Below are 23,321 nucleotides of genomic sequence, written 5' to 3' on the forward strand. Positions count from 1 at the left end.
CTTGTGTCCTCAGGCACTTCCCTCCGCTGCGGACGACTTTTTGTCCAGCTTGCTTCTGCTGTTCGACGACTGGCGGGACCGCAGTTCGACGACCTTGGCGTAGGCACGTTCATGGTCGTACGACAGGACGATGGAGTCCATGATCTCGCGCGTGATGGCCTCGGTTCCAAGCTTGACGGCCCGCACGGCACTGCGGCGGATGAGGGCGTGGAGACCAGCGATGCTGCCGTTGGTGCGATCGTGGAGGTAGCGCCAGTGCCGACGGGTCAAGCTCCTCTTCTCGTGCCGGTACAGGGCCAGCGCACTCTCCAGGGAGTTGATGACGCCGACCCACTGCGTGATCTCGGGTTTGCTGTCGAGAGTGAAGGGCGCGAGTTCCTGGCGGCTGAACCGGCCGGCGGTCTGGGTCCTGGGGCCACTGGACGGCGGGAACTTGACGCGGGTGTTCCGCTTGACGGGTCCGGTTGGGCCTCCCTCGCTGAGCAGAGGGCTGTTCTCCATGTCGACACCGGTGCCGATGATCGTGCAGGGAACGTGGTTGGCGATGAACTTAATGTGGTCATTGGAGGCCCGCCCCTCCTTGTGAGAGCAGTCCAGGAAATGTAGGTCGTCGAAGATGAGCAACTGCGTACCGCATGCCGTGAGCGCGGTCAGGACACGATCGTCGATGGTGTCCTTGGTACCGCCGGTAGGCACGTTCAGATAACGGGCGATCGCGATGGAGATCTGCTTGGGGGTGACCTGGTCGGCGAGGGAGATGTAGACAACGGGGACGTAAGCCCCCAGCCGCTCAGGGGCAAAGCGCTCAGGGAAGTCCTCGCGGAGGTCCTGCTCGAACTTCCGGCCGATCATCTTGACCAGAGTGGACTTGCCGACCGTGGGGGGTCCGTCGATGAGCAGTCCCAGCCGGGCGCCGGGCGGAGCCATCTCGTTCGCATCGAGCAGTTCCGTGATCTCCGACTCGAAGTACTGGACGGAAGGAGTCCAGGCCAGAACCAAGGCGCTGTGATACCGGTTGCGGCTGCGGATCAGACGACGCCGTTCAGGATCGTCTTCGGCCATTGCCACATAGGCGTCGTACCGGGGGAGGCGGGGGCGGGGTGGCGGTTCGTAGAAGACATACGCGAACCAGTCCTCCTTGGTTCGCGGTTCGGCCAGGCCAGGATGGGTGCTGTCCGACTCCTTCGGCGGCGGGGCCATCACGGTGCGTCGTCCTCCTCTGGACGGCCGCCCCACACTTCGTATGCCGGCAGGCTGTCGAAGTCGATCGTGACCTCTCCTTCGTCGTCCGCGGGCAGCGGCGGCACAGCCCGCAGGTGGGAATCCTTGACCAATGCCTCGGCGGCCGAATCAACCAGTTCAGTGCGGGCTCTGTCCCGGGCAGCCACCCTGGCTCGCTCGGCGTCCCGGGCCCGCGCCCGGCGGGAGTGTGCGGTGGACGCCTCGACGGCGTCCGTACGGTTCTGCAGGTCGAGCAACGCGTCCAACACGGCCTCTTGATCCTCTGGATTGCGCCCTCGTTCGCGCAGTTCCTGCTTGACCTGGCGCAGGGTGATGTCCGTGAACGGCTCCAGCCCGGTCAGGGCATGCGTCCAGCGCAGAGTGTGCCAGTCGCCGGTGTAGGGATCATGGAGGTAGACATGTGTCATGTCCCGTGGGTCGTAGCGGACAGGCCAGGCGCCCGTGGCGTGCGCGTAGGGGGACTTGGACTCGTTGTACGTGCCCGTGATGGGCGCGCTGTAGTACAGGTAATCCTTCTGGATACGGCGGTCGTGAATCCCGCACCAGTGGATCGGCAGTAGTTCCAGGAACAGGTTGGGATCGCGTGGAGCGGCGATATAGCCGCAGCGGTGCACTGCTAGCCGGTAGGCGTCGTTGGGTGACAGGCTGATCTCAGGGAATCCCGGCAGCACTAGACCTTTGTGCTGGCGGCGCTGGTAGACCGCGACGACGTACTCGGCGAAGAACTCCTCCAGTTCCTCGATCGTCCACCGGGCGATCGCGTCGACGTTCCGGCCGCGGTGCACCACGTGGTTGCCCTTGTAGCCGGCGATGTGCCCGGAGAGCTGGCTTCTGATCGTCTTGAAAGCGGCCTCGACTTGAGGCTTGTCAGTAGGCCGGTACTTACGGGTGTCCTGGATGGTGATCCCATAGCGGCGGCACACGTTCTTCACTGCTTGAGAGGCGAACGCCTTGCCGTGGTCGATCACGATCTTCTCGGGGAACACCACCGGGCGGGCCGCAGCGGCCGCGAACCGCTCGTTCTGCGCGAGCAAAGGTTCGCACGGCAGACGTAGAAAGCGGTGCCGCAGCCCCTCGGGCCAGCCCGGACGCATCGGCTCCGGCATCATCGCATCCGCGATGACCAGTCCCGCGTCCACGCCCTTCGTCCCCTTGGGCACAAGACGCCATCCCAGCAGACTGCGGGTACACACATCGATCGCGATGGTCAGATCCACCGAAAAGACGACGTCCTCGACCGGATCGTAGGCACGTACGTCCAGCCAGCTGGTGTCGATCATCACGAGCTCACCGGGGCGGCTGGCGGTGATCGGACGGTAGTAGCCCTCCGGCCGGTTCGCCACAGACTGCCGTGTCGTGGCCTGTCCAGTGGTGTAGCGGCCGGGCAGGAGGGCAGCGGCGTACCGGTTGAAAGTCTTGAGCACCGGCATCTTCACCGTGCCAGGTCCATGCAGGTCTACAAGGCGCCGCTCGACTCGGCGACGCAGCCGGTTCAGACTGCCAGTCGAGTCGTCCGCCTCCGTCACGTTGTACTGGGTGATGATCGCGTCGATCAACCGTGGATCCGCCCCAGCCAGAGGATCCGATGGCCGGTGGCTGCGCCGGTCCACCAGCCCCCACGGGCCTTCTTCCCGCCACTTACGCAGACGTCGCCACATCTGCGGCTCGCTGTACCCCAGTTCCCGGGCTTTGCTCTGCACACGCTGGGCCAGCGACACACCTGGGGCATACTCCGGCCTGGGTTCTCCGGGCGATGCGTCCTGTGGATCTCCACTGCGAAATCCGGTCGTCATCTCCAGAACGTGCTCCTGGGCGCGCTGCAGTTCCTCCAGCTGTTTGTCGCTCAGTTTGTCGAACAGGGCGGCGGCGTCCAGCCACAGCTTCGTTGTTGAGGCGTCGTGTTCAGAGGAGTCCTCGCGCTCCGGGTTCGCGTCGCCCTCGTAGGGACGGAAGGTCGGGTCCGCGAGGAGGTGTCCCACACTGATCACGGTCCATGAACCGCTCTCCGAACGCAGTCGCACCCCGTCGTCGGTCACGCCGGTCACCGTGTGCACCTCATCGTCCAGCCACACCCTGGATCCAGGGTGAAGCCGTACGGCGCCGTCAAACGTCATGCCCGTGCCTCCGCCGCGGTCTTCACCAGCGTTGTGTCCCGCAACGGGAGATCCAGATCGGTGACGATCCGCTGATGCCACATCAGGTGATACAGCACCCCGCGTGCCAGGTCCGGGTACTCCATGAACCGGACGAGCTCCCCGATCTCTACTGGTTCACGGGCCAGTTCGAGCAGGCGGGGAACCAGATCCGCACCGAGGTGCAGCGGGCGCCGGGCACTGGACAGCAGATCGACGTTCACCCAGCGCTGCCCGCTCGGCTCCGAAACCATGGTGTAGTCCCAGCCCAGCCGCTCGCAGATACGTCGGGTGCGCTCCTCCTGCAGCAGTACCCTCGGATCGTCACGCAGTTCGGGGTTCTTCACGTCCAGCAGCAGCACGCTGCCGTCGCGGTGGCGTACGAAGACGTCCGGTGTGTGCTGCCACGCCCCTCGGGCGTCGATGGCGTCGAACTCCAAGGGCTGTGTGACGAATGCGGTCACTTCCGGGTCGAAGTCCAGCAGCGTGAGCCACTTCGACTCCAGCACGCTTTCATAGTCGGCGAAGTCACCCCACTTCGCCACCCAGTACTGGCCCGGCATGTGCCCTTGGTCCCGGTGGCTGGGGATGTCCCGCACCATTCTGCCGTTCTCGAACGGCAGGTCAGCAGCCTCCTCCAGCCGTACCAGATGCTGGACTCCTTCAGAGTCGACGTACCGTACCCGCACCACGTCGATGTCTCGAACGGATGGCTCCGGTACCTTCGCATCACGGTTCACCGCGAGTACTTCCTCTCCGCGGACTCCTGGCCGAAGGGCCCACCGGCATCTGTGCTGCCACTGCCCTCGCGAAAACCCCCGGCATCGGGATCCGCATCAACGGTCGGGGCGTCAAGCAGCCTTCTTCAATCGCTGTACGCACCAGCGGCGCCAACCCTCGAGTCAACTCCCGCCTGTCGGCCGCGGCCAGAAGAGGGGTAACGACCGTGAGAAACGCTGCCGCAGCTGTGGCCGAAGCAGGGCCCCAGCCGAACTGGTCCCGGTACACATTTCGTTCGACACGTTCATCCAGAAGAGCCTGGGCGCACCAGCCAGGCATGCCAGGTAAACGTCCCAAGATCGTGGGCAGCCCGAGCCGTAAGAAGATCACACACGCACGGAACGCCTCGAACCATTGTCGTGCCGATACCTTCGCACCTCCCAGCATGGGATAGGCCCGGCGGTACGCGGTGTCCAGCCAAAGCCGCTGTGCGCTCACCGTCCGCTCGTCTGCCCGACTTACGCGAACCGCGGGCAGCCACTCTGCACACGGGCTCCCGTGAACGGAATTCGCGCAGCACGTTGGAGGCCTGTCCCACCGTGGCACGGCCCGAGGCCGGTCTCCACCCCACCGCAGTGCCCAACCGCACGCCGGGCACCGATCCAGCAGCGTCACCTGATGCTCGGGGCACACCGCCGCGCATGACAGCTTCCACCACAGCCGCCACACCCCGCCCGACGCCAGCAGGCAGCACGGACAGGCCCGGCTGCCGTACACCTCGACCCACTCCCGGGCCTCCGACGGCCCACGCGCCTTGCTGGCGGAGAGCACCGCCGCCACACTCAGTGGCCCACCCTCGAAAACCGACAGGTGCATCCTGTCCACTGCGCTGCCCGGGACACCCGTCGCTGCGTACACGGTCTGCCGGACCGCCTCATCACACTGCACTCCGAACGCAGGGGGCCGAGTACTCGCATAAACCCCCCGAAGGTGCAGCCCCATCAGGTTGGCGACCTCAGCCGGCGGACATCGGTTCACACGAGCCATCCGATCCACCCACGACGCGAACGCTTCATCCACTCGAGGAGCTGTGACCAGCGCTAATCTCCGTGGCAGCATGCGCCCACCTCCTGAGAGTGACCTGCATCACTAACATTTTGAGGTATTCACTGTCATTTGCACTCTCATGTTGAGGTATTCACTCTCATTTTGAGGTGCCGCGCTCAGCGACCGGGCGGGGCCGAGGGTGTTCCCGAGTTGAGCGCCATGTGACATAGTACTGGCGTGAGCAAGCGACTGACCTGCGATGTCGTGGTCGTCGGAGCCGGAATGGTGGGCGCCGCCTGTGCTCTGTACGCCGCCCGCGCGGGCCTCGACGTGATCGTCGTCGACCGCGGCCCGGTGGCGGGCGGCACCACCGGCGCCGGTGAGGGCAATCTCCTGGTCTCCGACAAGGAACCGGGCCCCGAGCTCGAACTCGCCCTGCTGTCCGGCCGGTTGTGGTCCGAGCTCGCGGAGGAGCTCGGCGGCCCCATCGAGTACGAGCGCAAGGGCGGCCTGGTCGTCGCCTCCACCCCCGGCGGTCTCGACGCCCTGGAGAAGCTCGCGATCGGGCAACGCACCGCGGGAGTCGACGCGGTGCGGGTGGCCGCGGAGCAACTCCACGACCTGGAGCCCCACTTGGCGCCCGGTCTCGCGGGCGGGGTGCTGTATCCGCAGGACGCCCAGGTCATGCCGACACTGGCCGCGGCTCATCTCGTACGGGCCTCGGGTGCCCGTCTGCTCACCGGCGCGACCGTGACCGAGGTGCCGCGTGACAGGGCAGGTGCCGTGCGCGGGGTGCGGACCGACCGGGGGGACATCGACGCGCCCTACGTCGTCAACGCCGCCGGGACCTGGGGCGGGGAGCTGGCCGCACGGGCGGGTGCGAGCCTGCCCGTGCTCCCCCGGCGCGGCTTCGTCCTCGTCACCGAGCCGCTCCCCCGGCTGGTCCGCCACAAGGTGTATGCCGCCGACTACGTGGCGGACGTGGCCAGCGACTCGGCGGCCCTCCAGACCTCGCCGGTCGTCGAGGGGACGGCGGCCGGCCCCGTCCTCGTCGGCGCGAGCCGTGAACGGGTCGGCTTCGACCGGTCGTTGTCACTGCCGGCCCTGCGTGCGCTGGCGGCCGGCGCGACCCGGCTGTTCCCGTTCCTGGAGCGGGTGCGGGCGATGCGGACCTACCTGGGCTTCCGGCCGTACATGCCCGATCACCTGCCGGCGATCGGCCCCGACCCACGGGTGCCGGGGCTGTTCCACGCCTGTGGGCACGAGGGCGCGGGGATCGGACTGTCCACGGGGACAGGGCGGTTGATCGCCCAGGTGCTGGCCGGCGGGACTCCCGAGCTCGCTCTCGCGCCCTTCCGTCCCGACCGGTTCCCCGACGCCGAGGAGGCCGTGTGAACCCGCTGGAACTGGCGCGCGCCGAGCCCGGACCCGCCTTCACCGTCACGCTCGACGGGCGGGAGATCGAGGCCCTGCCCGGTCAGACGGTCGCCGCCGCGCTGTGGACGGCGGGCGTCGTCTCCTGGCGCGGCACCCGGGGCGAGGGGCGGCCGCGTGGGCTGTTCTGCGGCATCGGAGTCTGCTTCGACTGCCTGGTGACCGTCAACGACCGTCCGAACCAACGGGCTTGCCTGCTGGCCCTGCGCCCTGGCGACCGGATCCGCACCCAGGAAGGGACGGGCCACGATGAGTGAACCCACCCTGGCGGTGATCGGCGCGGGCCCGGCGGGACTCGCGGCCGCCCTCGCCGCGGCCGCGCGCGGCATCCGCGTCGCCCTCGTGGACGCGGCCCCGGAGGCGGGCGGGCAGTTCTACCGGCAGCCCGCGCCCGGTCTGGGCGCCCGGCACCCCCAGGCCCTGCACCACCACTGGCGCACATGGGAACGCCTGCGGGACGGGCTGAACGGTCACGTGCGAGCGGGCCGGGTACGACACTTGACGGATCATCACGTCTGGTTCGTCGAACGCCGTGGTGCCGCCGCCTTCACCGTGCACGCCCTGCTCGGTGCCGGGCAGGAGGAGCCGGCCGAGGTGCGCGCCGACGCCGTCCTCCTCGCCACCGGCGGCTACGAGAAGGTGCTGCCCTTCCCCGGCTGGACGCTGCCCGGTGTCGTCACGGCGGGCGGGGCGCAGGCCATGCTCAAGGGCGGGCTCGTGCTGCCCGGCCGTACCGTGGTCGTCGCCGGGACCGGACCGCTGCTGCTGCCCGTCGCCGCCGGGCTCGCCAGGGCGGGCGCGACGGTCGCCGCGCTGGTGGACTCGGCCGCTCCCGGAGCGTTCGTACGGCGGTCCCGGGCACTGGCGGCCCAGCCGGGCAAAGTGGCCGAAGGGGCCCTCTACGCGGGGCAGTTGGCCCGGCACCGGGTCCGCAGCCTCCTCCACCACACCGTCGTGGAGGCGCACGGCACCGAGCGGCTGGAGGCGGTCACCGTCGCGGCGCTCGACCGCGACGGACGGGTGCGCCCGGACACCCGGCGGCGCCTCGACTGCGACACCCTCGCCGTGGGCCACGGCATGCTGCCGCACACCGACCTCGCCGACGCGCTCGGCTGCAGGGTCGACGGCACGGACGTGTACGCCGACGACGAGCAGCGCACCGATGTGCCGGGCGTGTGGGCGGCGGGCGAGACCACGGGGATCGGCGGCTCCGCCCTCGCGCTCGCCGAGGGACACATCGCCGGGCGCTCGGTCGCCGCGCGACTCGCCGGCCGGGAGCCGGATCCGAGCGGGTGGGCGGCCGCCGCGCGAACCCGGGAGCGGCTGCGTGCCTTCTTCGCGGCCGTCGACTCCGTGTACGCGCCGCCCGCGCACTGGGCCGAGCAGGTCACCGACGAGACGGTGGTGTGCCGGTGCGAGGAGGTGCAGGCCAGTGCGGTGCGGGAGGCGGTCCGCGAGCTGGGGGCCGGTGATCTGCGGACCGTGAAGCTGCTGACGCGGGCCGGGATGGGCTGGTGCCAGGGCCGGATGTGCGGGCCCGGGGTCGCCGGCGTCGCCGGGTGCGCGGAGACGGCCGTACGCAGACCGTTCGCGCGGCCGGTACCGCTGGGGGTGCTGGCGCGGGCCGGGGAGAACGGGAGCCGATGACATGTCACACCCCATTGAGAGGGAGACCGTATGACCACCGACCTTCGTCCCTGGCGCGGAGTCCTCGTCGCCACCGCACTCCCGCTGGACGACGACCTGTCCGTGAACCACGACAAGTACGCGGAGCACTGCGCCTGGCTGGTCGAGAACGGCTGCGACGGGGTCGTACCGAACGGGTCGCTGGGTGAGTACCAGGTGCTCACCCCCGAGGAGCGCGCGAAGGTCGTCGAGACGGCCGTGGCCGCCGTCGGCGGCGAGCGGGTGATGCCGGGAGTGGCCGCGTACGGCTCGGCGGAGTCCCGTCACTGGGCCGAGCAGGCGCGCGAGGCGGGCTGCGCGTCGGTGATGCTGCTGCCGCCCAACGCCTACCGTGCCGACGAGCGGGCCGTCATCGCCCACTACGCCGAGGTCGCCAAGGCAGGGCTGCCGGTCGTCGCGTACAACAACCCCATCGACACCAAGGTCGACCTGGTGCCGGAGCTGCTCGCCACGCTCCACGGCGAGGGATTCATCCAGGGCGTGAAGGAGTTCTCGGGAGACGTCCGCCGGGCCTACCGGATCGCCGAACTCGCCCCGGAACTGGACTTGTTGGTCGGCGCGGACGACGTCCTGCTGGAGCTGGCCGTCGCGGGTGCCAAGGGCTGGGTGGCCGGTTACCCCAACGCCCTGCCGAAGTCCTCGGTCGAGCTGTACCGGGCCGCGACCCGGGGCGACCTCGACACCGCCCTGCCGTTGTACCGCCGGCTGCATCCGCTGCTGCGGTGGGACTCCCGGGTCGAGTTCGTGCAGGCGATCAAGCTGTCCATGGACATCGCCGGGCGGCACGGCGGCACCTGCCGTCCGCCCCGGGTGGCGCTGCTGCCCGAGCAGGAGGCCGCCGTCCGGGCCGCGACCGAGAAGGCCCTCGCGGCCGGACTGGCCTGAGGGAGGCGGGACCATGCGCAGCAGACTCGTCCTGCACGCCGTCGACTCGCACACCGAGGGCATGCCCACCAGGGTGATCACCGGCGGGATCGGGACCATCCCCGGCGCGACCATGAACGAGCGGCGGCTGTACTTCCGTGAACACCGTGACGACATCAAGCAGTTGCTGATGAACGAGCCGCGCGGGCACGCCGCGATGAGCGGCGCGATCCTCCAGCCGCCGACCCGCCCCGACTGCGACTGGGGGGTGGTCTACATCGAGGTCTCCGGCTATCTGCCGATGTGCGGGCACGGCACGATCGGGGTCGCGACCGTGCTGGTGGAGACCGGCATGGTCGAGGTCGTCGAGCCGGTCACCACGATCCGCCTCGACACCCCGGCGGGCCTGGTCGTCGCCGAGGTCGCGGTGGAGGACGGCAGGGCGAGCACGGTCACCCTGCGGAACGTCCCGTCGTTCTCCGTAGGCCTGGACCGCAAGGCCGGCCTGGCCGACGGGCGGACGGTGACGTACGACCTGGCGTACGGCGGCAACTTCTACGCCATCCTGCCGCTGGAGCAGTTCGGGCTGCCCTTCGACCGCGCCCGCAAGGACGACATCCTGAAGGCCGGGCTGTCCCTCATGGAGGCGATCAACGCGGAGGAGGAACCGGTGCACCCGGAGGACCCCTCCATCCGCGGCTGCCACCACGTCCATCTGATCGCCCCCGGCGCCACCGCCCGTCACTCGCGGCACGCCATGGCCATCCACCCCGGCTGGTTCGACCGCTCCCCCTGCGGCACCGGCACCAGTGCGCGCATGGCCCAGCTGCACGCACGCGGTGAACTCCCGCTGCACACCGAGTTCGTGAACGAGTCCTTCATCGGGACACGGTTCACCGGCCGGCTCCTCGGCACCACGGAAGTCGCGGGACGCCCGGCCGTGCTGCCCAGTTTCACCGGCCGGGCCTGGATCACCGGCACCGCCCAGTACCTGCTCGACCCCACGGATCCGTTCCCGGCCGGGTTCGTGCTCTGAGCCCGCGACAATGGGCCGTATCACGTGACATTGCACCATCCCATAGGAGACGACCTCATGGCAGCCCAGCACACCGGCGCCCCGGCCCTGCCCGTCCTGGGCGGCAAGAAGAGCAGCTACCGGGAGCGGGTCGCGGACGCGCTGCGGGCGGCGCTGATCGCGGGCGAACTGCTGCCGGGCCAGGTGTACTCGGCGCCCGCGCTGGCCACCCGCTTCGGGGTCTCGGCGACGCCGGTCCGCGAGGCCATGCTCGACCTCGTGAAGGAGGGCCTGGTCGACACCGTCCCCAACAAGGGGTTCCGGGTCACGGAGGTGTCCGAGAAGCAGCTCGACGAGTACACCCACATCCGCTCCCTCGTCGAGATCCCCACGGTGGTGGAGCTGGCCACGACCGCCGACCCCGTCTCCCTGGAGGCGTTGCGGCCGGCTGCCCGGGAGATCGTGCAGGCGGCGGTCTCCGGTGACCTGATCGCGTACGTGGAGGCGGACACCCGGTTCCACCTCGGCCTGCTCGCGCTCGCCGGAAACGCGCATCTGGTCGAGGTGGTCGGGGATCTCCGCAAGCGGTCCCGGCTCTACGGGCTGACTCCGCTGGTGAAGTCGGGGCGTCTGCTGGCGTCGGCGGAGGAGCACCTGGAGCTGCTCGACGCGTTGGTCGCCCGCGACGAGGACGGGGTGCGGTCGGTGATGACGCGGCACATCGGGCATGTGCGGGGGTTGTGGGCGGCGCGGTAGGGGGGTGCCGGGTTCGGTGGTGGGGCGGGTGCGGGTCCGTCGTGGTTGGCCGCGCAGTTCCCCGCGCCCCTAATCCCCCGCCGACCCGCAACTGACGATCCGCCTCACGACTTGACGCACGCATGCCCGTTCAGGGAGAAGTCGTACGCCGGTGCGTTCTTGCCCTGCCAGGAGGCGATGAACCCGATGGCCAGCGAACCGTTCTCGGGGACCGACCTGTTGTAGTCGTTGGCGGTCGCGGTGACCTTCGCCCCGCTCTGGCTGTAGTTCGCGTCCCACATCTGCGTCACCTTCTGGCCGTCCTTGAAGGACCAGGTGAGCCGCCAGTCGCTGAGGGCCTCGGTGGTGGTGACCGTGACGGCGGCCTGGAAGCCGTCGGGCCACTGGTTCACGAGGGAGTACTCGACCTCGCAGGACGGCGCCGCGCTCTCGCTGGGCTCGGGCTCGGGGACGCCGCCCGAGTTGGTGCCCTGCGGTTCCGGATCGGACTTCTTCGCGCTCGACGACGGGGACGGACCGGTGGTCGGGGTCTTCGTGGGCTCCGCGGAGCCCTGCGCCCGAGAGGTGGCGGAGGGGACGGGGAAGGTGGGGTTGGCCACCGGCTGTCCGTCGGCGGGGGTGCCGGGCTTGGCGGTGTCGTGATCCATGTCCTGGCCCGGCATCATCGAGACGGCGAGGGCGAGCAGGGAGACCAGGACGGCCGCGACCAGCAGTCCGTTGCGGACGACCTTCGCCTTGTGCGCGCCGGGGTTCGGGGGACCGCTCTCCAGCGCTGCCGGACGGCCGGCGGCCAGGCGCACCTCGGCGGCCCGGCGACGGCGTTCCAGATAGGCCAGGCCGCCCCAGCCGATGACCCCGCCGGCCAGTGCCGCGGGCAGTCCGCCGCCGTGCAGCCGCAGACAGGCGGCGGCCTCCGCGCACTGCTGGCAGCGCGCGAGGTGCCGCGAGAGGTCGTCGGGGGTCTCGCCCGAGGCGGACCGGGTGACGGCGTCCAGCAGCCGGGCGTAGCTGCGGCACGGACCGTCCATCGGCGAGTCGAGGTGGTTGCGGTTGCTGCGGTCCCGGAACAGGACGCGCACCTGGGCGAGTTCCTCGCCGACGGTGGCCGGGTCGAGGCCGAGCCGCCGGGCCACGACGGGCAGCGGAAGTGCCTCCACCTCGGCCAGCCACAGCAGTTCGGCGTCCGCCGCCTGGAGGTCGCGCAGTCCGCGCAGGGCGATCGGGCGCTGGAGCGGCGGGCCGGTGTAGCGTGCGGCCTTGTCGGAGTGGAGCCAGAGCCGCAGGTCGGGGTCGAGGCGGTGGCCGAGGCCCTGCACCTCCCACTCCGCCGCGGTGGTGCGAACGGCGGTGAGCAGCAGGGGTATTCGGGGCAGCCGGGCCGGGCGGCGGCCCGCACCGCGGACGGCGGCCTCCGCTTCGCGGGCCTCGCGCATCCCGAGGGAGAACGCCTCCGTGGCAAGATCGGTGGCGGCGGTGGAGCCGGCCGTGCACAGATCGGCATACGACAGCACGGCATCCCAGCACTCGGAGAACAGCGCGGCCTCAGCGGCGTCCTGGGGGGTCGGCAGGTCGGGCATGGGTCTCCTGCATCGAAAGCGAGGTCAACTCGCCATACTGGCAAAGGAGTTGGGGGGAACCTCGCGGCAGGACAGGAGCCTTTCACGTCTCCCACACAACTGACAAGCAGGCTATTCAAATCTGGTGACTAAACAGTTTCAGCCATGGATACGGACCCGAGGCGGAAAAGTATCAATCCCCTGCGGAATCAACCGTCTCTCCTACCTTCTGCGTCTCACGGGGCCCGAACGTCACACAGAAGACCCGGCTGCCGGGCAGCCGGGTCTTCACGCTCAGGGAACGCGGCCTCGCGTGAGGCCGCGTCTCACACCTCCAGCGGCTCCTGCGCGGGCAGGCTGTCCATGAAGGAGCTCACCGAGAACACCGCGCGGCCGGGTCCGGGAGGGCCGTAGCCGGGCGGGGAGGAGAGGCCGAAGTCGTCCATGGTCTGGCGGTAGGCCTGGAGGAGCCGGATGTGGTACTCCAGCGGCGCACCGTGCGGGTTGGCCTTGCCGAGCGGGGTCGTCGGCTCCGGGCACCACGTGGTGAAGCGGGGCGTGATGCCGTTCGACATGAAGAACCGCAGGCCCTCGGTGGTGGAGGCGATGGCCTCGTCGACCGTCTTGAAGCCGAAGGGCTCGGCCATCTCCACGCCCGCCACGAAGTTGGGGATCACGTTGCGCGCCCCGAAGACGTCCGCCGAGTCCAGGATCCGCTTGTGCCACTCGTCCCGGCCGACGTACCGCTCCTTGCCCGGGCAGTACATCTTGAAGAGGTACTCGTCCCACACCTCGTAGTTGGGGTGGTAGATCTGCACGCCGTAGTCCTTGAACCGCTGCACGTCGTCCTTCGGCAGGGCCTGGGCGACGACCTTGCCGATCCAGCGGTTCGGGAAGTGCTCCTCGATGGCCTTGGCGTACATGCCGTAGAAGTCGGCCTCGTCACGGCCCTGGAGCTTGGAGGTGATGGCACCGCCGGTCAGGGTGTAGGCGGTCGACGCCTTCGCGGTGTCGTAGCGGTCGATGATCTCCAGCGCTTCCAGGACCTCGTCGACGTCCTTGACCCCGGTGTAGGGCCGCCCCGCCGCCTTGTGCTGGCGCCAGTTGTGGTTGATGTCGCAGTACTGGCACTCCTCCTTGGCGCCGAAGTACTGGCAGACCCGGAAGACGGTCAGGTAGATCAGGTAGCCCCACTGGATCGTCGGGGCGACCTCCATGACGGACTTCCCGCTGGAGAGCTTGTGCCGGTAGTACTCCGGCATCGGCGGCACACCCACGTCGGCGATCCGCTTCCCGTCGAGGTAGAGCCCGAGCAGCCCCTCCTCGTCGGCGGCCACGCGGTACGGCGAGGCGGGGTTGACCCGCACCGACACCACGGTCCGCCTGAGGTCGTAGGGCCCGCCCGTGAGGATGATCTCCTCCGGCGGCCGTCGCAGCGCGGCCTCGCCCAGTTCCGGCAGGGTGCCGTGGTCGAAGGAGAAGATGAAGTACGACTTCGGCTTCACCTCGCCGGACTCGTTGTCGCTGAGGGCGGACGGGTCGAAGGCCACGCCACCCCGCAACAGGTCCTCTTTGAAGACGGCTTCCCGCGGAACCTGCGGGAACCGCTCCATCAGATCCTCGACCAGCGCGGTACGGCTGCCCATCCCGTGTTCTCCTCCCGGATCGGACGTACGACTCCTCACGTTATGCCTTCGACGAGGTGAGGGCGGAACGGGGGGTCCGCGTGAAGCACGCTTTATGGAGATTCATCCATATCCGGCCACCTGGGCGTCTTCTGTGACACACGGCACCTGCACGGTCCCTCAGGCCGTCCGTTCCAGCTCCGCCTCGGTCACCGGATGGGCCACCGGCTCCCCCGCCGCGAGGCGCGCCGCCTCCGCCACGACGGCCTCGCCCAGCCGCGCCAGTTCGTTGCCCTGCGAACCCGCGAGGTGGGGGGTGACGAAGACGTTGGGGAGATCCAGCAGTGGTGAGTCGGCCGGGAGCGGCTCGGGGTCGGTGACGTCGAGGATCGCGGAGAGCCGGCCGGTGCGCAGTTCCGCGAGGAGGGCGTCGTGGTCCACCAGCGATCCGCGCGCGGTGTTGAGCAGGACGGCCCCGTCGGGCATCAGGGCCAGCTCCCGGCGGCCCAGCAGATGGCGGGTCTCCGGGGTCTCGGGCGCGTGCACGCTGACGATCGCGGAGTCCCTCAGGAGCTCGTCCAGCGACAGCAGCGGCACGCCCAGGGCGGCGGCGCCCGCCTCGTCGACGTAGGGGTCGTACAGGGCCGGCCGCAGGTCGAAGGGGAGCAGCAGCTCGATCACCTTGCGCCCGATCCGGGACGCCCCGATCAGGCCGACGCGCCGCCCGTGGTTGCCGATGCCCGGCACGATCCCCCAGCCGGAGGACGGCCGCCCGGCCCGCAACTGCTCCCGCCGCACGAGGACCTCCTTCCCGGCGAGCAGGATCATCGCGAGGGTGTACTCGGCGACGGGCAGGGCGTTGGCCTCGGCGGCCGAGGAGACGGTGACGCCGCGCCGCCAGAGCTCGGGCGTGGCGAAGCCCTTGACCGAGCCGGCCGCGTGCAGGACGGCCCGGAGCTTCGGGGCCGCGTCGAGGACGGACGCGTCCAGGCGGGGGCAGCCCCAGCCGGTGACCAGGATCTCGGTGCGGGACAGGACCTCGGCGAGCGCCGGGTCGGTGAGGTCCTCGGCCACCAGCCCGGGATCGATGTCCACGGACTCCCGCAGCCGCGCCAGCACCTCGGGCGGGAAGACGAGCGGCACGTTCTCGGCGGTCATGGCGAACAGCGCGCGGGGGCGTTCGGACGACGGCGTCCGGGGTCGCTCGGACAAGGCGGGGGCCTCCATACCTGCCGAAATCACGTAGAAAACGCTCTCTACGGTAGGCCTCGGCAAATGAGAGGGTCAACGTATACACACTCCCCTGGAGGAACGACGGACATGCCGGAGACGATCACCAACTGGGCGGGCAACATCACCTACTCCGCCAAGGAGCTGCACCGGCCCCACTCGGCGGCCGCGGTCCGCGCCCTGGTCGCCGCGAGCGCCCGGGTGCGGGTCCTGGGCAGCGGGCACTCCTTCAACGAGATCGCCGACCCGGGCGACGAGGGCATCCTGCTGTCGATCGCCGACCTGCCGCCGGTGCTCGACGTGGACACCGCGGCCCGTACCGTGCGGGTCTCGGGCGGCGTCCGCTACGCCGAACTCGCCCGCACGGTGCACGCCCACGGCCTCGCGCTGCCCAACATGGCGTCGCTGCCGCACATCTCGGTGGCCGGCTCGGTGGCGACCGGCACCCATGGCTCGGGCGTCGGCAACGGCCCGCTGTCCTCGGCCGTGCGGGAGGTGGAGCTCGTCACGGCGGACGGCTCCCCGCTGACCGTCGGCCGGGACGACCCGCGTTTCGGCGGGGCGGTCACCTCCCTGGGCGCGCTCGGTGTCGTCACCGCGCTCACCCTGGACCTCGTCCCGTCCTTCGAGGTCGAGCAGTACGTGTTCACCGAACTCCCCCTCGCCGGACTGGACTCGGCGGCTTTCGGGGCGGTCATGTCGGCGGCGTACAGCGTGAGCCTGTTCACCGACTGGCGTGAGCCGGGCTTCCGGCAGGTGTGGGTCAAGCGGAGCACGGACCAGCCCTTCGCGGACTTCCCGTGGGCCGCGCCCGCCGGCGAGAAGATGCACCCGGTGCCGGGGATGCCCGCGGTCAACTGCACCGAGCAGTCCGGGGTGCCGGGGCCCTGGCACGACCGACTCCCGCACTTCCGGGCCGAGTTCACCCCGAGCAGCGGGGAGGAGCTCCAGTCGGAGTACCTGCTGCCGCGCGAGTACGCCCTCGACGCGCTGCACGCGATCGACGGCATCCGGGACACGGTCGCCGGGGTGCTCCAGATCTGCGAGGTGCGGACCGTGGCCGCCGACGAGCAGTGGCTGAGCCCCTCCTACGGGCGGGACACCGTGGCGCTGCACTTCACCTGGATCGCGGACACCGCGGCCGTGCTGCCGGTGGTCCGGCAACTGGAGGAGGCGCTGGACCCCTTCGACGCGCGGCCGCACTGGGGGAAGGTCTTCACCACGCCGGCGGAGGTGCTGCGCGGGCGCTACCCGCGGCTCGGCGACTTCCGGAAGCTGGCGCGCGAGCTGGACCCCGGGGCAAAATTCGCCAACGCCTTCGTGCGGGCCGTACTCGCCGACTGACAGGGCCACGGACAGGTCACCGGCGTCGCGCCCGACTTTATAAAGCCCCTTTCCTAACCCCTTGTACAAAGTCCTCGCAGCCCATAGCCTTGCGCCGCGCCGGTGCCACTGTCGTCCCGGCCTGAGCTGAGGGGATGGGGCAGGCCTGGTGAAGCGCACATCACGTGACATCCGCACCGCGAACCGCTACGAGGTGCTGCGCCAGATCATCGCCGAGTCGCCCACCTCACGGCAGGAGCTGGCGGCGGCCACCGGGCTGAGCCTGGCCACCGTCGCCACGCTCGTGGGCGAGCTGCTCGACCTCCACATGATCACGGAGGTCGGCTTCGAGGAGTCGGCCGGCGGCCGGCCCCGGGGGCTCGTGGCCGTCAACGCGTCGGGGGGCGCGTTGATCGGCGTGGACATCGCGGAGACGTACGTCCATGTCGAGCTGTTCGACCTCGGGCTGAACGTCCTGGCCCGCGCCGAGGAGGACGTACGCCCCGGCGAGAGCCTCCCCGAGCAGGTCGTCGCCCATGTCGCCGCGGCCGTCGGCTCGGTGGTCACCCAGGCCGGCATCGAGGGGGCCCGGGTGCTCGGCGTCGGCGTGAGCGTGCCGGGGCAGGTGGACCGCGCGACCGGCATCTCGGAGTACGCGCCGAACTGGGACTGGCACGACGTGCCGCTGGTCGACCTGCTCTCCGAGTACATCGCCTACCCGCTCTACCTGGACAACCCGCTGCGGGCCGTCGCCGTGGCCGAGCTGTGGTTCGGGGCCGCGCGCGGGAGCCAGAACGCCGTGGTGGTCACCCTCGGCACCGGCGTCGGCGCCGGTCTCGTGCTGGGCGGCGGGCTGCACCGCGGTGTCTCCAACAGCGCCGGCGAGTGGGGCCACAACACGATCGTGCTGGACGGACGCCTGTGCCGGTGCGGCAACCACGGCTGCGTGGAGACGTACGTGGGCGCCCCCGGGATCATGCTGAACCTGCGGGAGCTGAGCCCCGACAGCGAGCTGCTGCACCCGGGCGACCAGACGGCCACGATCGACGCGCTGGCCCGCGGGATGCGCACCGGGGACCCGGTGGCCGTCGAGGTCGTCCGGCACACCGCCCGCTATCTGGGCGCCTCCGTCGCGCACCTGGTCAACCTGTTCAACCCCGAGGTGGTCGTGCTCAGCAGCTGGGTCGCGGCCGCCCTCGGCGAGCCCCTGGTCACGGAGGTGCGCGAGGCCGTCGCCCGGCACGCGCTGCCCCGGCCGATGGCCGCCACCGAGATCGTCCTCTCCCCGATCCCCACTGACCCGGCGTGTCTGGGTGCGGCGACGTTCGCGCTCGAAGGGGCGCTCCAGTCGGTCGGGCAGAGGTCGGCGGCAAAGCGCACCACCTCAGCGCGGAGCAGTACCCACAGCCCCCGCTAGGAGCCGTACACAGCACCGCCTTCGCACCGCCTCCGCACCGCCTTCACGACGACGGAAGGGATGCACGTGACATACCCCCACCGCAGGAGACCGGCCCTGCTGACGGCCGCGGCCGCACTGGCCGTCGCCGGTCCCCTGATATCCGCCCCGCCCGCGTCGGCCGCCACCCCCTCGGCGGCCGAAGTGTCCCCCCACGCGGCCCAGACCATCGACAACATCGGCGCCTCGGGCGCCTGGTGGGTCAACGACCTGAAGAACTTCGACCCCAAGGTCCAGGCCCGGGTCGCCAAGCTGCTGTTCTCCAAGGACGGCCTGGCGCTGAGCAGTTACCGCTACAACATCGGCGGTGGCGGCACCGGCGTGACCTACGCGCCCCGCGCCCCCGAGGACTTCCTGAACGCCGACGGGTCCTACGACTGGAGCAAGGACAAGGCGGGCCGCACCTTCCTGTACGCGGCCGCCGAGTACGGCGTGAAGGACCTGATCGCCTTCGTCAACAGCGCGCCCGCGCAGTGGAAGACCAACGGTCTGAGCTGCGGCGGCTACCTGAAGGCGGAGAACACCCAGGACTACGCGAAGTACGTCGCCGACGTCACCGCCCACTTCGCGAAGCAGGGCGTGAAGTTCGACTACATCAGCCCCTTCAACGAGCCGACCAACAGCTTCGCCGACTGCGGTCAGGAAGGCATGCTGGTGCCGGTCGACCAACGTGACGACATCGTGCGGGCGTTGGGCGCCGAGCAGCAGGCCCGGTACCAACGGACCGGCATCATCGCGGACGAGTCCAGCTCCACGGTGAGCTTCAACACCGAGGTCCCGCAGTGGATCTCGCAGCCGGGCACCGCCCAGTACGTCGACAAGCTCGCCCACCATACGTACAACAACCCGGGCGACGACCAGCGCGCCAAGGTCTACGAGACATCCAGGTCGGTCGGGAAGCAGTCCTGGTCGACGGAGATCTGCTGCTTCGGCAACGGCGGCACGGGCTGGGCGCAGGAGTACGACCCCACGATCGACGGCGGCCTGAACCTGTCCCGGATCATCTACAAGGACTTCGCGACCGCGCACGACTCGGCGTTCCAGTGGTGGGTGGCCCTGTCGGAGATGGTCGGCACCGATCCGCTCGCCCGCAACAGCGAGGGCTGGAACGACGGCCTGATCTACTACGACCCGAAGTACGCCACCAACGGCAACCAGACCCTGTACTTCACCAAGCGCTACTACGCGCTCGGCCAGTACAGCAAGTTCGTCCGGCCGGGCTCGGTCGCCCACAACGTGACCGGGGTGCCGGCCGGCGTCGAGGTGTCCACCTACGACGACCACGGCAAATGGGTGGTGGTGGTCAACAACCACAACACCACCGACACCGCGCTGAGCCTGCACTTCAACAGCAGGGCGCCGGTGCGCGCGAGCAAGGCCGTGCGGACGTCGGCGACCGAGAGCTGGGCGAACGTCGCCAGGCCCGCGGTCAAGGGCGGTACGGCGTCGGCGACCCTGCTGGCCCGGTCCATCACCACGTACGTCCTCGACCAGAAGGGCCGCGGCACCTCGGCGGTGACGGGTGCGCTCCAGGGCCGGCAGTCCGGGAAGTGCCTGACCGCGGACACCTCCGGGGCGGCGATCAGCAGCTGCACCGGCGAGGCCGGGCAGGTGTGGTCGTACGACGCGAAGGGCCGCCTGAAGAGCGCGAACGGCTATCTCACGGCGGGGAGTTCCGGGCTCACCACGAGCCCCGGGGCGACCCGTGACGGCAGCCAGCAGTGGCTGCTGAACTCCAACGGCCAGATCGTCAACGAGACGTCGGGACAGTGCCTGGACGTGGGCGGACAAGCCACCGCCGACGGCAGCAAGGTCGGCCTGTGGACCTGCAACGGCGGGACCAACCAGGCCTGGTCCGGACAGTAACGCGTTCCACCCGCAAAGGGTCGCGGGCCGCTGGTGCGGCGGCCCGTGACCCCGGGGCGTCCGGTATCCCGAACGCTTCACAACGCTTCGTACAGGCTTCGTCCAACCCCTTGCCGAAGCCTTAGCCGAAGGTTAACGTCCCCGCACCGCTACAGCATTTGAGCCACCTGGCACTGAGCCGCAGAGCCAAGGCGCAGCGCCGCAAGCCGTATTCGAGACAAGGACGTCAGCATGTCGGCAATGAGCAGCACCAACTGGAACCGTCGTAACGTGATGAAGGCCGCGATGGGTCTGGCCGCGGCGGGCGGACTGGCCGCGTGCGGCGGGAACAACGGCCGTGGAGGCGGCTCCGGTTCGGGCACCGCCCTGACCCAGTACTTCCACGCGTACGGCGAGGCGGGCACCGAGCAGGCCATCAAGCGGTACGCGGCGGCGTACAAGAAGGCCGACGTCAGCACCAACTGGATCACCGGCAACAACTTCGAGTCCGCGCTCTTCGCCGCCCTGCTCACCAAGAAGGCACCCGACGTCTTCGAGTTCCACCCGCAGCTCCAGCTCGTCAAGAGCGGCCAGGTGGCGGACCTGACCGACCTGATCGACCCGGTCAAGGACGACTTCAACCCGAACGACATCAAGTCCCACACGGTCGACGGGAAGATCTACGGGATACGGATGATCGACGACCCGCAGTTCTTCTACTACCGCAAGTCGATGTTCGAGAAGGCCAAGGTCGAGGTCCCGACGACGCTCGACGAGCTGATCGAGGCGGCCGCCAAGCTCACCACCAACAAGGTCAAGGGCGCCTTCCTCGGCAACGACTTCACCGCGATCCAGAACGTCATCATCTGGTCCGCCGGCGCCGACACCATCAACGAGAAGAACGAGATCGCCTACCACACGGACGGCGTGGTCGAGGGCCTCAAGAAGCTGCGCCAGCTGTTCACCAGCGGCAACGTGCTCCTGGACGCCCCGACCGACTTCTGGGACCCCTCCTCGCTCAACCAGGGCCTGTGCGCCATGCAGTGGGGCGGCATGTGGTCCATGCCGGCCATGCAGCAGGCGCTCGGCGACGACCTCGGCATCTTCCCGTTCCCGAAGATCGGCTCCGCCGGCAAGCAGTCCGTCTACAACGGCGGCTGGTCGATCTTCGTCAACGCCAAGGGCAAGAACGTCGAGGCGGCCAAGGAGTACGTCAAGTGGCTGTGGATCGACCAGAAGCAGTACCAGGAGGACTGGGCCACCTCGTACGGCTTCCACATCCCGCCGCGCACCTCGATCGCCAACTCGGCGACCAAGCTCAAGACCGGCCTGCCCGCCGAGGGCGTGAAGCTCTTCACCGACTACGGCCACTTCGACAACATCGCCTACGACCAGACGATGCAGACCGCGTTCGCCGAGGTGATCGCGTCCTCCGTCCGTAAGAACGGCAACCCGGAGGCGGCGCTCGACAACTGCGACAAGAAGGTCAACGTCGAGCTCAAGAAGCTGTTCGGTTAGGCCGCCGGGAAGACCACGTCATGTCGACCACCACCACGCGCGGGGTCGCCCAGCCCGCCCCGGCCGCGGCCTCCCCGGCCCGGCCGCGGCGGGGCCTGCGGGGCAACGCGACCGTCAACTTCTGGCTCTTCACCGGGCCGTTCCTCATCGGCCTGGTGATCTTCGTCTTCGTGCCGATCTTCTGGAGCATCTGGCTCAGCTTCTTCGACGCGCGGTACACCGTCACGCCGAGCAAGTTCATCGGCTTCGACAACTACAAGCAGATCCTGACCAACAGCAACTTCCCCGACTCGCTGCTGACCTTCACGGTGTTCGCCGCATTCATCGTGCCGACCACGTGGGCGCTCTCCCTGGGGCTCGCGCTGCTGGTCAACCGGCTGCGCTTCATGCGCGCCTTCTTCCGCTCGGTGTTCTTCCTGCCGACCGCCGTCTCGTATGTCGCAGCCGCACTGATCTGGAAGATGTCCATCTTCAGCGGTGTCCGCTTCGGCCTGATGAACACCGTTCTCGGCTGGTTCGGCGTGGACAACATCGCCTATCTCGCCAACCCCAGTCCGCCCTGGTACTGGGTGGTCATCGTGAGCTTGCGGCTGTGGATCCAGTCCGGGTTCTACATGATCCTGTTCCTGGCGGCGCTCCAGAACATCCCGACCGAGCTCTACGAGGCCGCCTCCATCGACGGTGCCAAGCCCGGCTGGCAGACCTTCCGGCACATCACGCTGCCGCAGCTGCGCGCCACCTCGACCGCCGTGATCCTGCTGCTGCTCGTCGCGGCCTACCAGGCCTTCGACGAGTTCTTCAACATCATCGGGCAGAACGCGACCTGGGCCCAGACCCCGCTCATGGAGCTCTACAAGACCGCCCTCGGCACCAGCCAGGACTACGGCGCGGGCAGCGCCGGAGCGGTCGTCCTGTCGCTGCTCATCTGCCTCGTCACCCTGCTCCAGGGCAAGTTCATGGGCTTCGGAAGGGGGGAGGAATCCAAGTGACCACCACCACTCCTCCGGTCGGCAAGCAGCGCGGCAAGGGCCGGGGCGTCTTCGGCAACACGGGCCTCTACATCGCCGTCAGTGTCGCTGCCTTGCTGTTCCTGATCCCCTTCTACCTGATCTTCCGCAACGCCCTGTCCACGGACCCGGAGATCACCGGCGAGAACTGGAAGCTGCTGCCTTCCTTCCAGTGGGGCAACATCTCCGAACTGTTCAACGACCCCACGGTCGAGTTCGGCCGCTCCATGGTGAACTCGCTGGTCGTCGCCGTCTCCAGCACCCTGGGCACCCTCCTGGTCTGCTCGCTGGCCGGCTACGGCCTGGCCCGCATCCCCTACAAGCACGCCAACAAGGTCTTCTACGCCGTCCTCGCCACCCTGATGGTCCCGACGGCCGTGACCTTCGTCCCGAGCTTCGTCCTGGTCTCCTCCCTGGGCTGGGTGGACACGTATCGTGGCCTGATCATCCCGGGTCTGTTCAGCGGTTTCACGTGCTTCCTGTTCCGGCAGTACTTCCTGGGATTCCCGAAGGAGCTGGAGGAGGCGGCACGGGTGGACGGGCTCGGATACTGGGGCGCGTACTGGCGGATCGTCGTACCCAACTCGCTGAACTTCTTCGCGGCCATCGCCACGATCACGTTCATCGGCGCCTGGAACTCCTTCCTGTGGCCCCTGGTCATGGGACAGGACCCGAGCTCCTGGACCGTCCAGATCGCGCTCTCCTCCTTCATGACCAACCAGACCGTCAACTTCCACCTGATCTTCATGGCCGCCGCCATTTCCATCCTGCCTCTGATCTTCGTGTTCCTCTTCCTCCAGCGCTGGCTGGTGCAGGGGATCGCGCAGACCGGCATCAAGGGCTGAGGCCCCTCTCTCAAGACCTG

The 23,321-nt window shown here is 69.2% G+C and carries 19 protein-coding genes; 12 read left to right on the forward strand and 7 right to left on the reverse strand.

Going from position 1 to position 23,321, the window contains the following annotated elements:
- Positions 1-9: 9 nt before the first annotated feature.
- The 4 genes from H295_RS0101625 to H295_RS48690 are packed head-to-tail and all read right to left on the reverse strand — an operon-like array spanning position 10 to position 5,213.
- Positions 10-1,200, reverse strand: coding sequence for a TniB family NTP-binding protein (locus H295_RS0101625; RefSeq protein WP_020133595.1), 1,191 nt, complete (start codon positions 1,198-1,200; stop codon positions 10-12).
- Positions 1,200-3,356, reverse strand: a complete 2,157-nt coding sequence (locus tag H295_RS0101630) for a DDE-type integrase/transposase/recombinase (protein WP_028808954.1) — start codon at positions 3,354-3,356, stop codon at positions 1,200-1,202. Before H295_RS0101630 ends, H295_RS0101625 begins: the two co-directional genes overlap by 1 nt.
- Positions 3,353-4,114 (reverse strand): TnsA-like heteromeric transposase endonuclease subunit, encoded by a 762-nt coding sequence (locus H295_RS0101635; RefSeq protein ID WP_106960738.1) that lies wholly within the window; start codon positions 4,112-4,114, stop codon positions 3,353-3,355. Before H295_RS0101635 ends, H295_RS0101630 begins: the two co-directional genes overlap by 4 nt.
- A complete protein-coding gene (locus H295_RS48690; protein ID WP_078616535.1) occupies positions 4,104-5,213 on the reverse strand; it encodes a TniQ family protein in 1,110 nt (369 codons plus the stop codon). The genes H295_RS0101635 and H295_RS48690 overlap by 11 nt, the downstream gene beginning before the upstream one ends.
- Before the next feature lie 165 nt (positions 5,214-5,378).
- On the opposite strand from H295_RS48690, the gene H295_RS0101640 reads away from it, so the two are divergent.
- The 6 genes from H295_RS0101640 to H295_RS0101665 are packed head-to-tail and all read left to right on the forward strand — an operon-like array spanning position 5,379 to position 10,896.
- Positions 5,379-6,536, forward strand: a complete 1,158-nt coding sequence (locus tag H295_RS0101640; RefSeq protein WP_028808955.1) for an NAD(P)/FAD-dependent oxidoreductase — start codon at positions 5,379-5,381, stop codon at positions 6,534-6,536.
- Positions 6,533-6,832 carry a (2Fe-2S)-binding protein gene (locus H295_RS0101645; RefSeq protein WP_020133599.1) on the forward strand — a complete coding sequence of 100 codons (300 nt, stop codon included), beginning with the start codon at positions 6,533-6,535 and terminating at the stop codon, positions 6,830-6,832. The genes H295_RS0101640 and H295_RS0101645 overlap by 4 nt, the downstream gene beginning before the upstream one ends.
- Positions 6,825-8,222: an NAD(P)/FAD-dependent oxidoreductase gene (locus tag H295_RS0101650; protein ID WP_020133600.1), complete on the forward strand. Its 1,398-nt coding sequence runs from the start codon at positions 6,825-6,827 to the stop codon at positions 8,220-8,222. Before H295_RS0101645 ends, H295_RS0101650 begins: the two co-directional genes overlap by 8 nt.
- Before the next feature lie 30 nt (positions 8,223-8,252).
- Positions 8,253-9,146, forward strand: coding sequence for a dihydrodipicolinate synthase family protein (locus H295_RS0101655; protein ID WP_020133601.1), 894 nt, complete (start codon positions 8,253-8,255; stop codon positions 9,144-9,146).
- A 13-nt stretch (positions 9,147-9,159) separates the two neighbouring features.
- Positions 9,160-10,161, forward strand: a complete 1,002-nt coding sequence (locus tag H295_RS0101660; protein WP_020133602.1) for a proline racemase family protein — start codon at positions 9,160-9,162, stop codon at positions 10,159-10,161.
- Between the two features lie 57 nt (positions 10,162-10,218).
- Positions 10,219-10,896, forward strand: a complete 678-nt coding sequence (locus H295_RS0101665) for a GntR family transcriptional regulator (protein ID WP_020133603.1) — start codon at positions 10,219-10,221, stop codon at positions 10,894-10,896.
- 104 nt (positions 10,897-11,000) lie between these two features.
- On the opposite strand, the gene H295_RS0101670 is transcribed toward H295_RS0101665, so the two are convergent.
- The 3 genes from H295_RS0101670 to H295_RS0101680 all read right to left on the reverse strand — a co-directional run bounded on the left by H295_RS0101670 (position 11,001) and on the right by H295_RS0101680 (position 15,304).
- Complete coding sequence (locus H295_RS0101670; protein WP_020133604.1) at positions 11,001-12,473, reverse strand: cellulose-binding domain-containing protein; 1,473 nt, start codon at positions 12,471-12,473, stop codon at positions 11,001-11,003.
- 305 nt (positions 12,474-12,778) lie between these two features.
- Complete coding sequence (locus H295_RS0101675; RefSeq protein WP_020133605.1) at positions 12,779-14,098, reverse strand: radical SAM protein; 1,320 nt, start codon at positions 14,096-14,098, stop codon at positions 12,779-12,781.
- A gap of 159 nt (positions 14,099-14,257) precedes the next feature.
- Positions 14,258-15,304: a hydroxyacid dehydrogenase gene (locus H295_RS0101680; protein WP_020133606.1), complete on the reverse strand. Its 1,047-nt coding sequence runs from the start codon at positions 15,302-15,304 to the stop codon at positions 14,258-14,260.
- A gap of 93 nt (positions 15,305-15,397) precedes the next feature.
- On the opposite strand from H295_RS0101680, the gene H295_RS0101685 reads away from it, so the two are divergent.
- From H295_RS0101685 to H295_RS0101710, 6 genes are all read left to right on the forward strand, one after another.
- A complete protein-coding gene (locus H295_RS0101685; RefSeq protein ID WP_020133607.1) occupies positions 15,398-16,651 on the forward strand; it encodes an FAD-binding protein in 1,254 nt (417 codons plus the stop codon).
- 148 nt (positions 16,652-16,799) lie between these two features.
- The gene (locus H295_RS0101690; protein WP_020133608.1) at positions 16,800-18,047 is read left to right on the forward strand and encodes an ROK family transcriptional regulator; all 1,248 of its coding nucleotides are present in this window, start codon (positions 16,800-16,802) and stop codon (positions 18,045-18,047) included.
- Between the two features lie 60 nt (positions 18,048-18,107).
- Entirely contained in the window at positions 18,108-19,952 is a 1,845-nt protein-coding gene (locus tag H295_RS0101695) for a glycoside hydrolase (protein WP_020133609.1), read from the forward strand.
- A 231-nt stretch (positions 19,953-20,183) separates the two neighbouring features.
- The gene (locus tag H295_RS0101700; protein ID WP_043216857.1) at positions 20,184-21,449 is read left to right on the forward strand and encodes an ABC transporter substrate-binding protein; all 1,266 of its coding nucleotides are present in this window, start codon (positions 20,184-20,186) and stop codon (positions 21,447-21,449) included.
- 20 nt (positions 21,450-21,469) lie between these two features.
- The gene (locus H295_RS0101705; protein WP_020133611.1) at positions 21,470-22,438 is read left to right on the forward strand and encodes a carbohydrate ABC transporter permease; all 969 of its coding nucleotides are present in this window, start codon (positions 21,470-21,472) and stop codon (positions 22,436-22,438) included.
- Positions 22,435-23,301, forward strand: a complete 867-nt coding sequence (locus tag H295_RS0101710) for a carbohydrate ABC transporter permease (protein WP_020133612.1) — start codon at positions 22,435-22,437, stop codon at positions 23,299-23,301. The genes H295_RS0101705 and H295_RS0101710 overlap by 4 nt, the downstream gene beginning before the upstream one ends.
- Positions 23,302-23,321: the final 20 nt, after the last annotated feature.

Source organism: Streptomyces sp. 351MFTsu5.1 (assembly GCF_000383655.1).
Classification (GTDB): Bacteria; Actinomycetota; Actinomycetes; order Streptomycetales; family Streptomycetaceae; genus Streptomyces; species Streptomyces griseorubiginosus.

Bases quoted from the DNA above. Each gene is read 5' to 3' on its own strand.
- H295_RS0101685 (WP_020133607.1), top strand. From the start codon at position 15,398: ATGCCGGAGACGATCACCAACTGGGCGGGCAACATCACCTACTCCGCC.
- H295_RS0101655 (WP_020133601.1), top strand. From the start codon at position 8,253: ATGACCACCGACCTTCGTCCCTGGCGCGGAGTCCTCGTCGCCACCGCA.
- H295_RS0101700 (WP_043216857.1), top strand. From the start codon at position 20,184: ATGTCGGCAATGAGCAGCACCAACTGGAACCGTCGTAACGTGATGAAG.
- H295_RS0101630 (WP_028808954.1), bottom strand. From the start codon at position 3,356: ATGACGTTTGACGGCGCCGTACGGCTTCACCCTGGATCCAGGGTGTGG.
- H295_RS0101625 (WP_020133595.1), bottom strand. From the start codon at position 1,200: ATGGCCCCGCCGCCGAAGGAGTCGGACAGCACCCATCCTGGCCTGGCC.
- H295_RS0101680 (WP_020133606.1), bottom strand. From the start codon at position 15,304: ATGGAGGCCCCCGCCTTGTCCGAGCGACCCCGGACGCCGTCGTCCGAA.
- H295_RS0101665 (WP_020133603.1), top strand. From the start codon at position 10,219: ATGGCAGCCCAGCACACCGGCGCCCCGGCCCTGCCCGTCCTGGGCGGC.
- H295_RS0101650 (WP_020133600.1), top strand. From the start codon at position 6,825: ATGAGTGAACCCACCCTGGCGGTGATCGGCGCGGGCCCGGCGGGACTC.
- H295_RS48690 (WP_078616535.1), bottom strand. From the start codon at position 5,213: ATGCTGCCACGGAGATTAGCGCTGGTCACAGCTCCTCGAGTGGATGAA.
- H295_RS0101660 (WP_020133602.1), top strand. From the start codon at position 9,160: ATGCGCAGCAGACTCGTCCTGCACGCCGTCGACTCGCACACCGAGGGC.
- H295_RS0101670 (WP_020133604.1), bottom strand. From the start codon at position 12,473: ATGCCCGACCTGCCGACCCCCCAGGACGCCGCTGAGGCCGCGCTGTTC.
- H295_RS0101675 (WP_020133605.1), bottom strand. From the start codon at position 14,098: ATGGGCAGCCGTACCGCGCTGGTCGAGGATCTGATGGAGCGGTTCCCG.
- H295_RS0101705 (WP_020133611.1), top strand. From the start codon at position 21,470: ATGTCGACCACCACCACGCGCGGGGTCGCCCAGCCCGCCCCGGCCGCG.
- H295_RS0101695 (WP_020133609.1), top strand. From the start codon at position 18,108: ATGCACGTGACATACCCCCACCGCAGGAGACCGGCCCTGCTGACGGCC.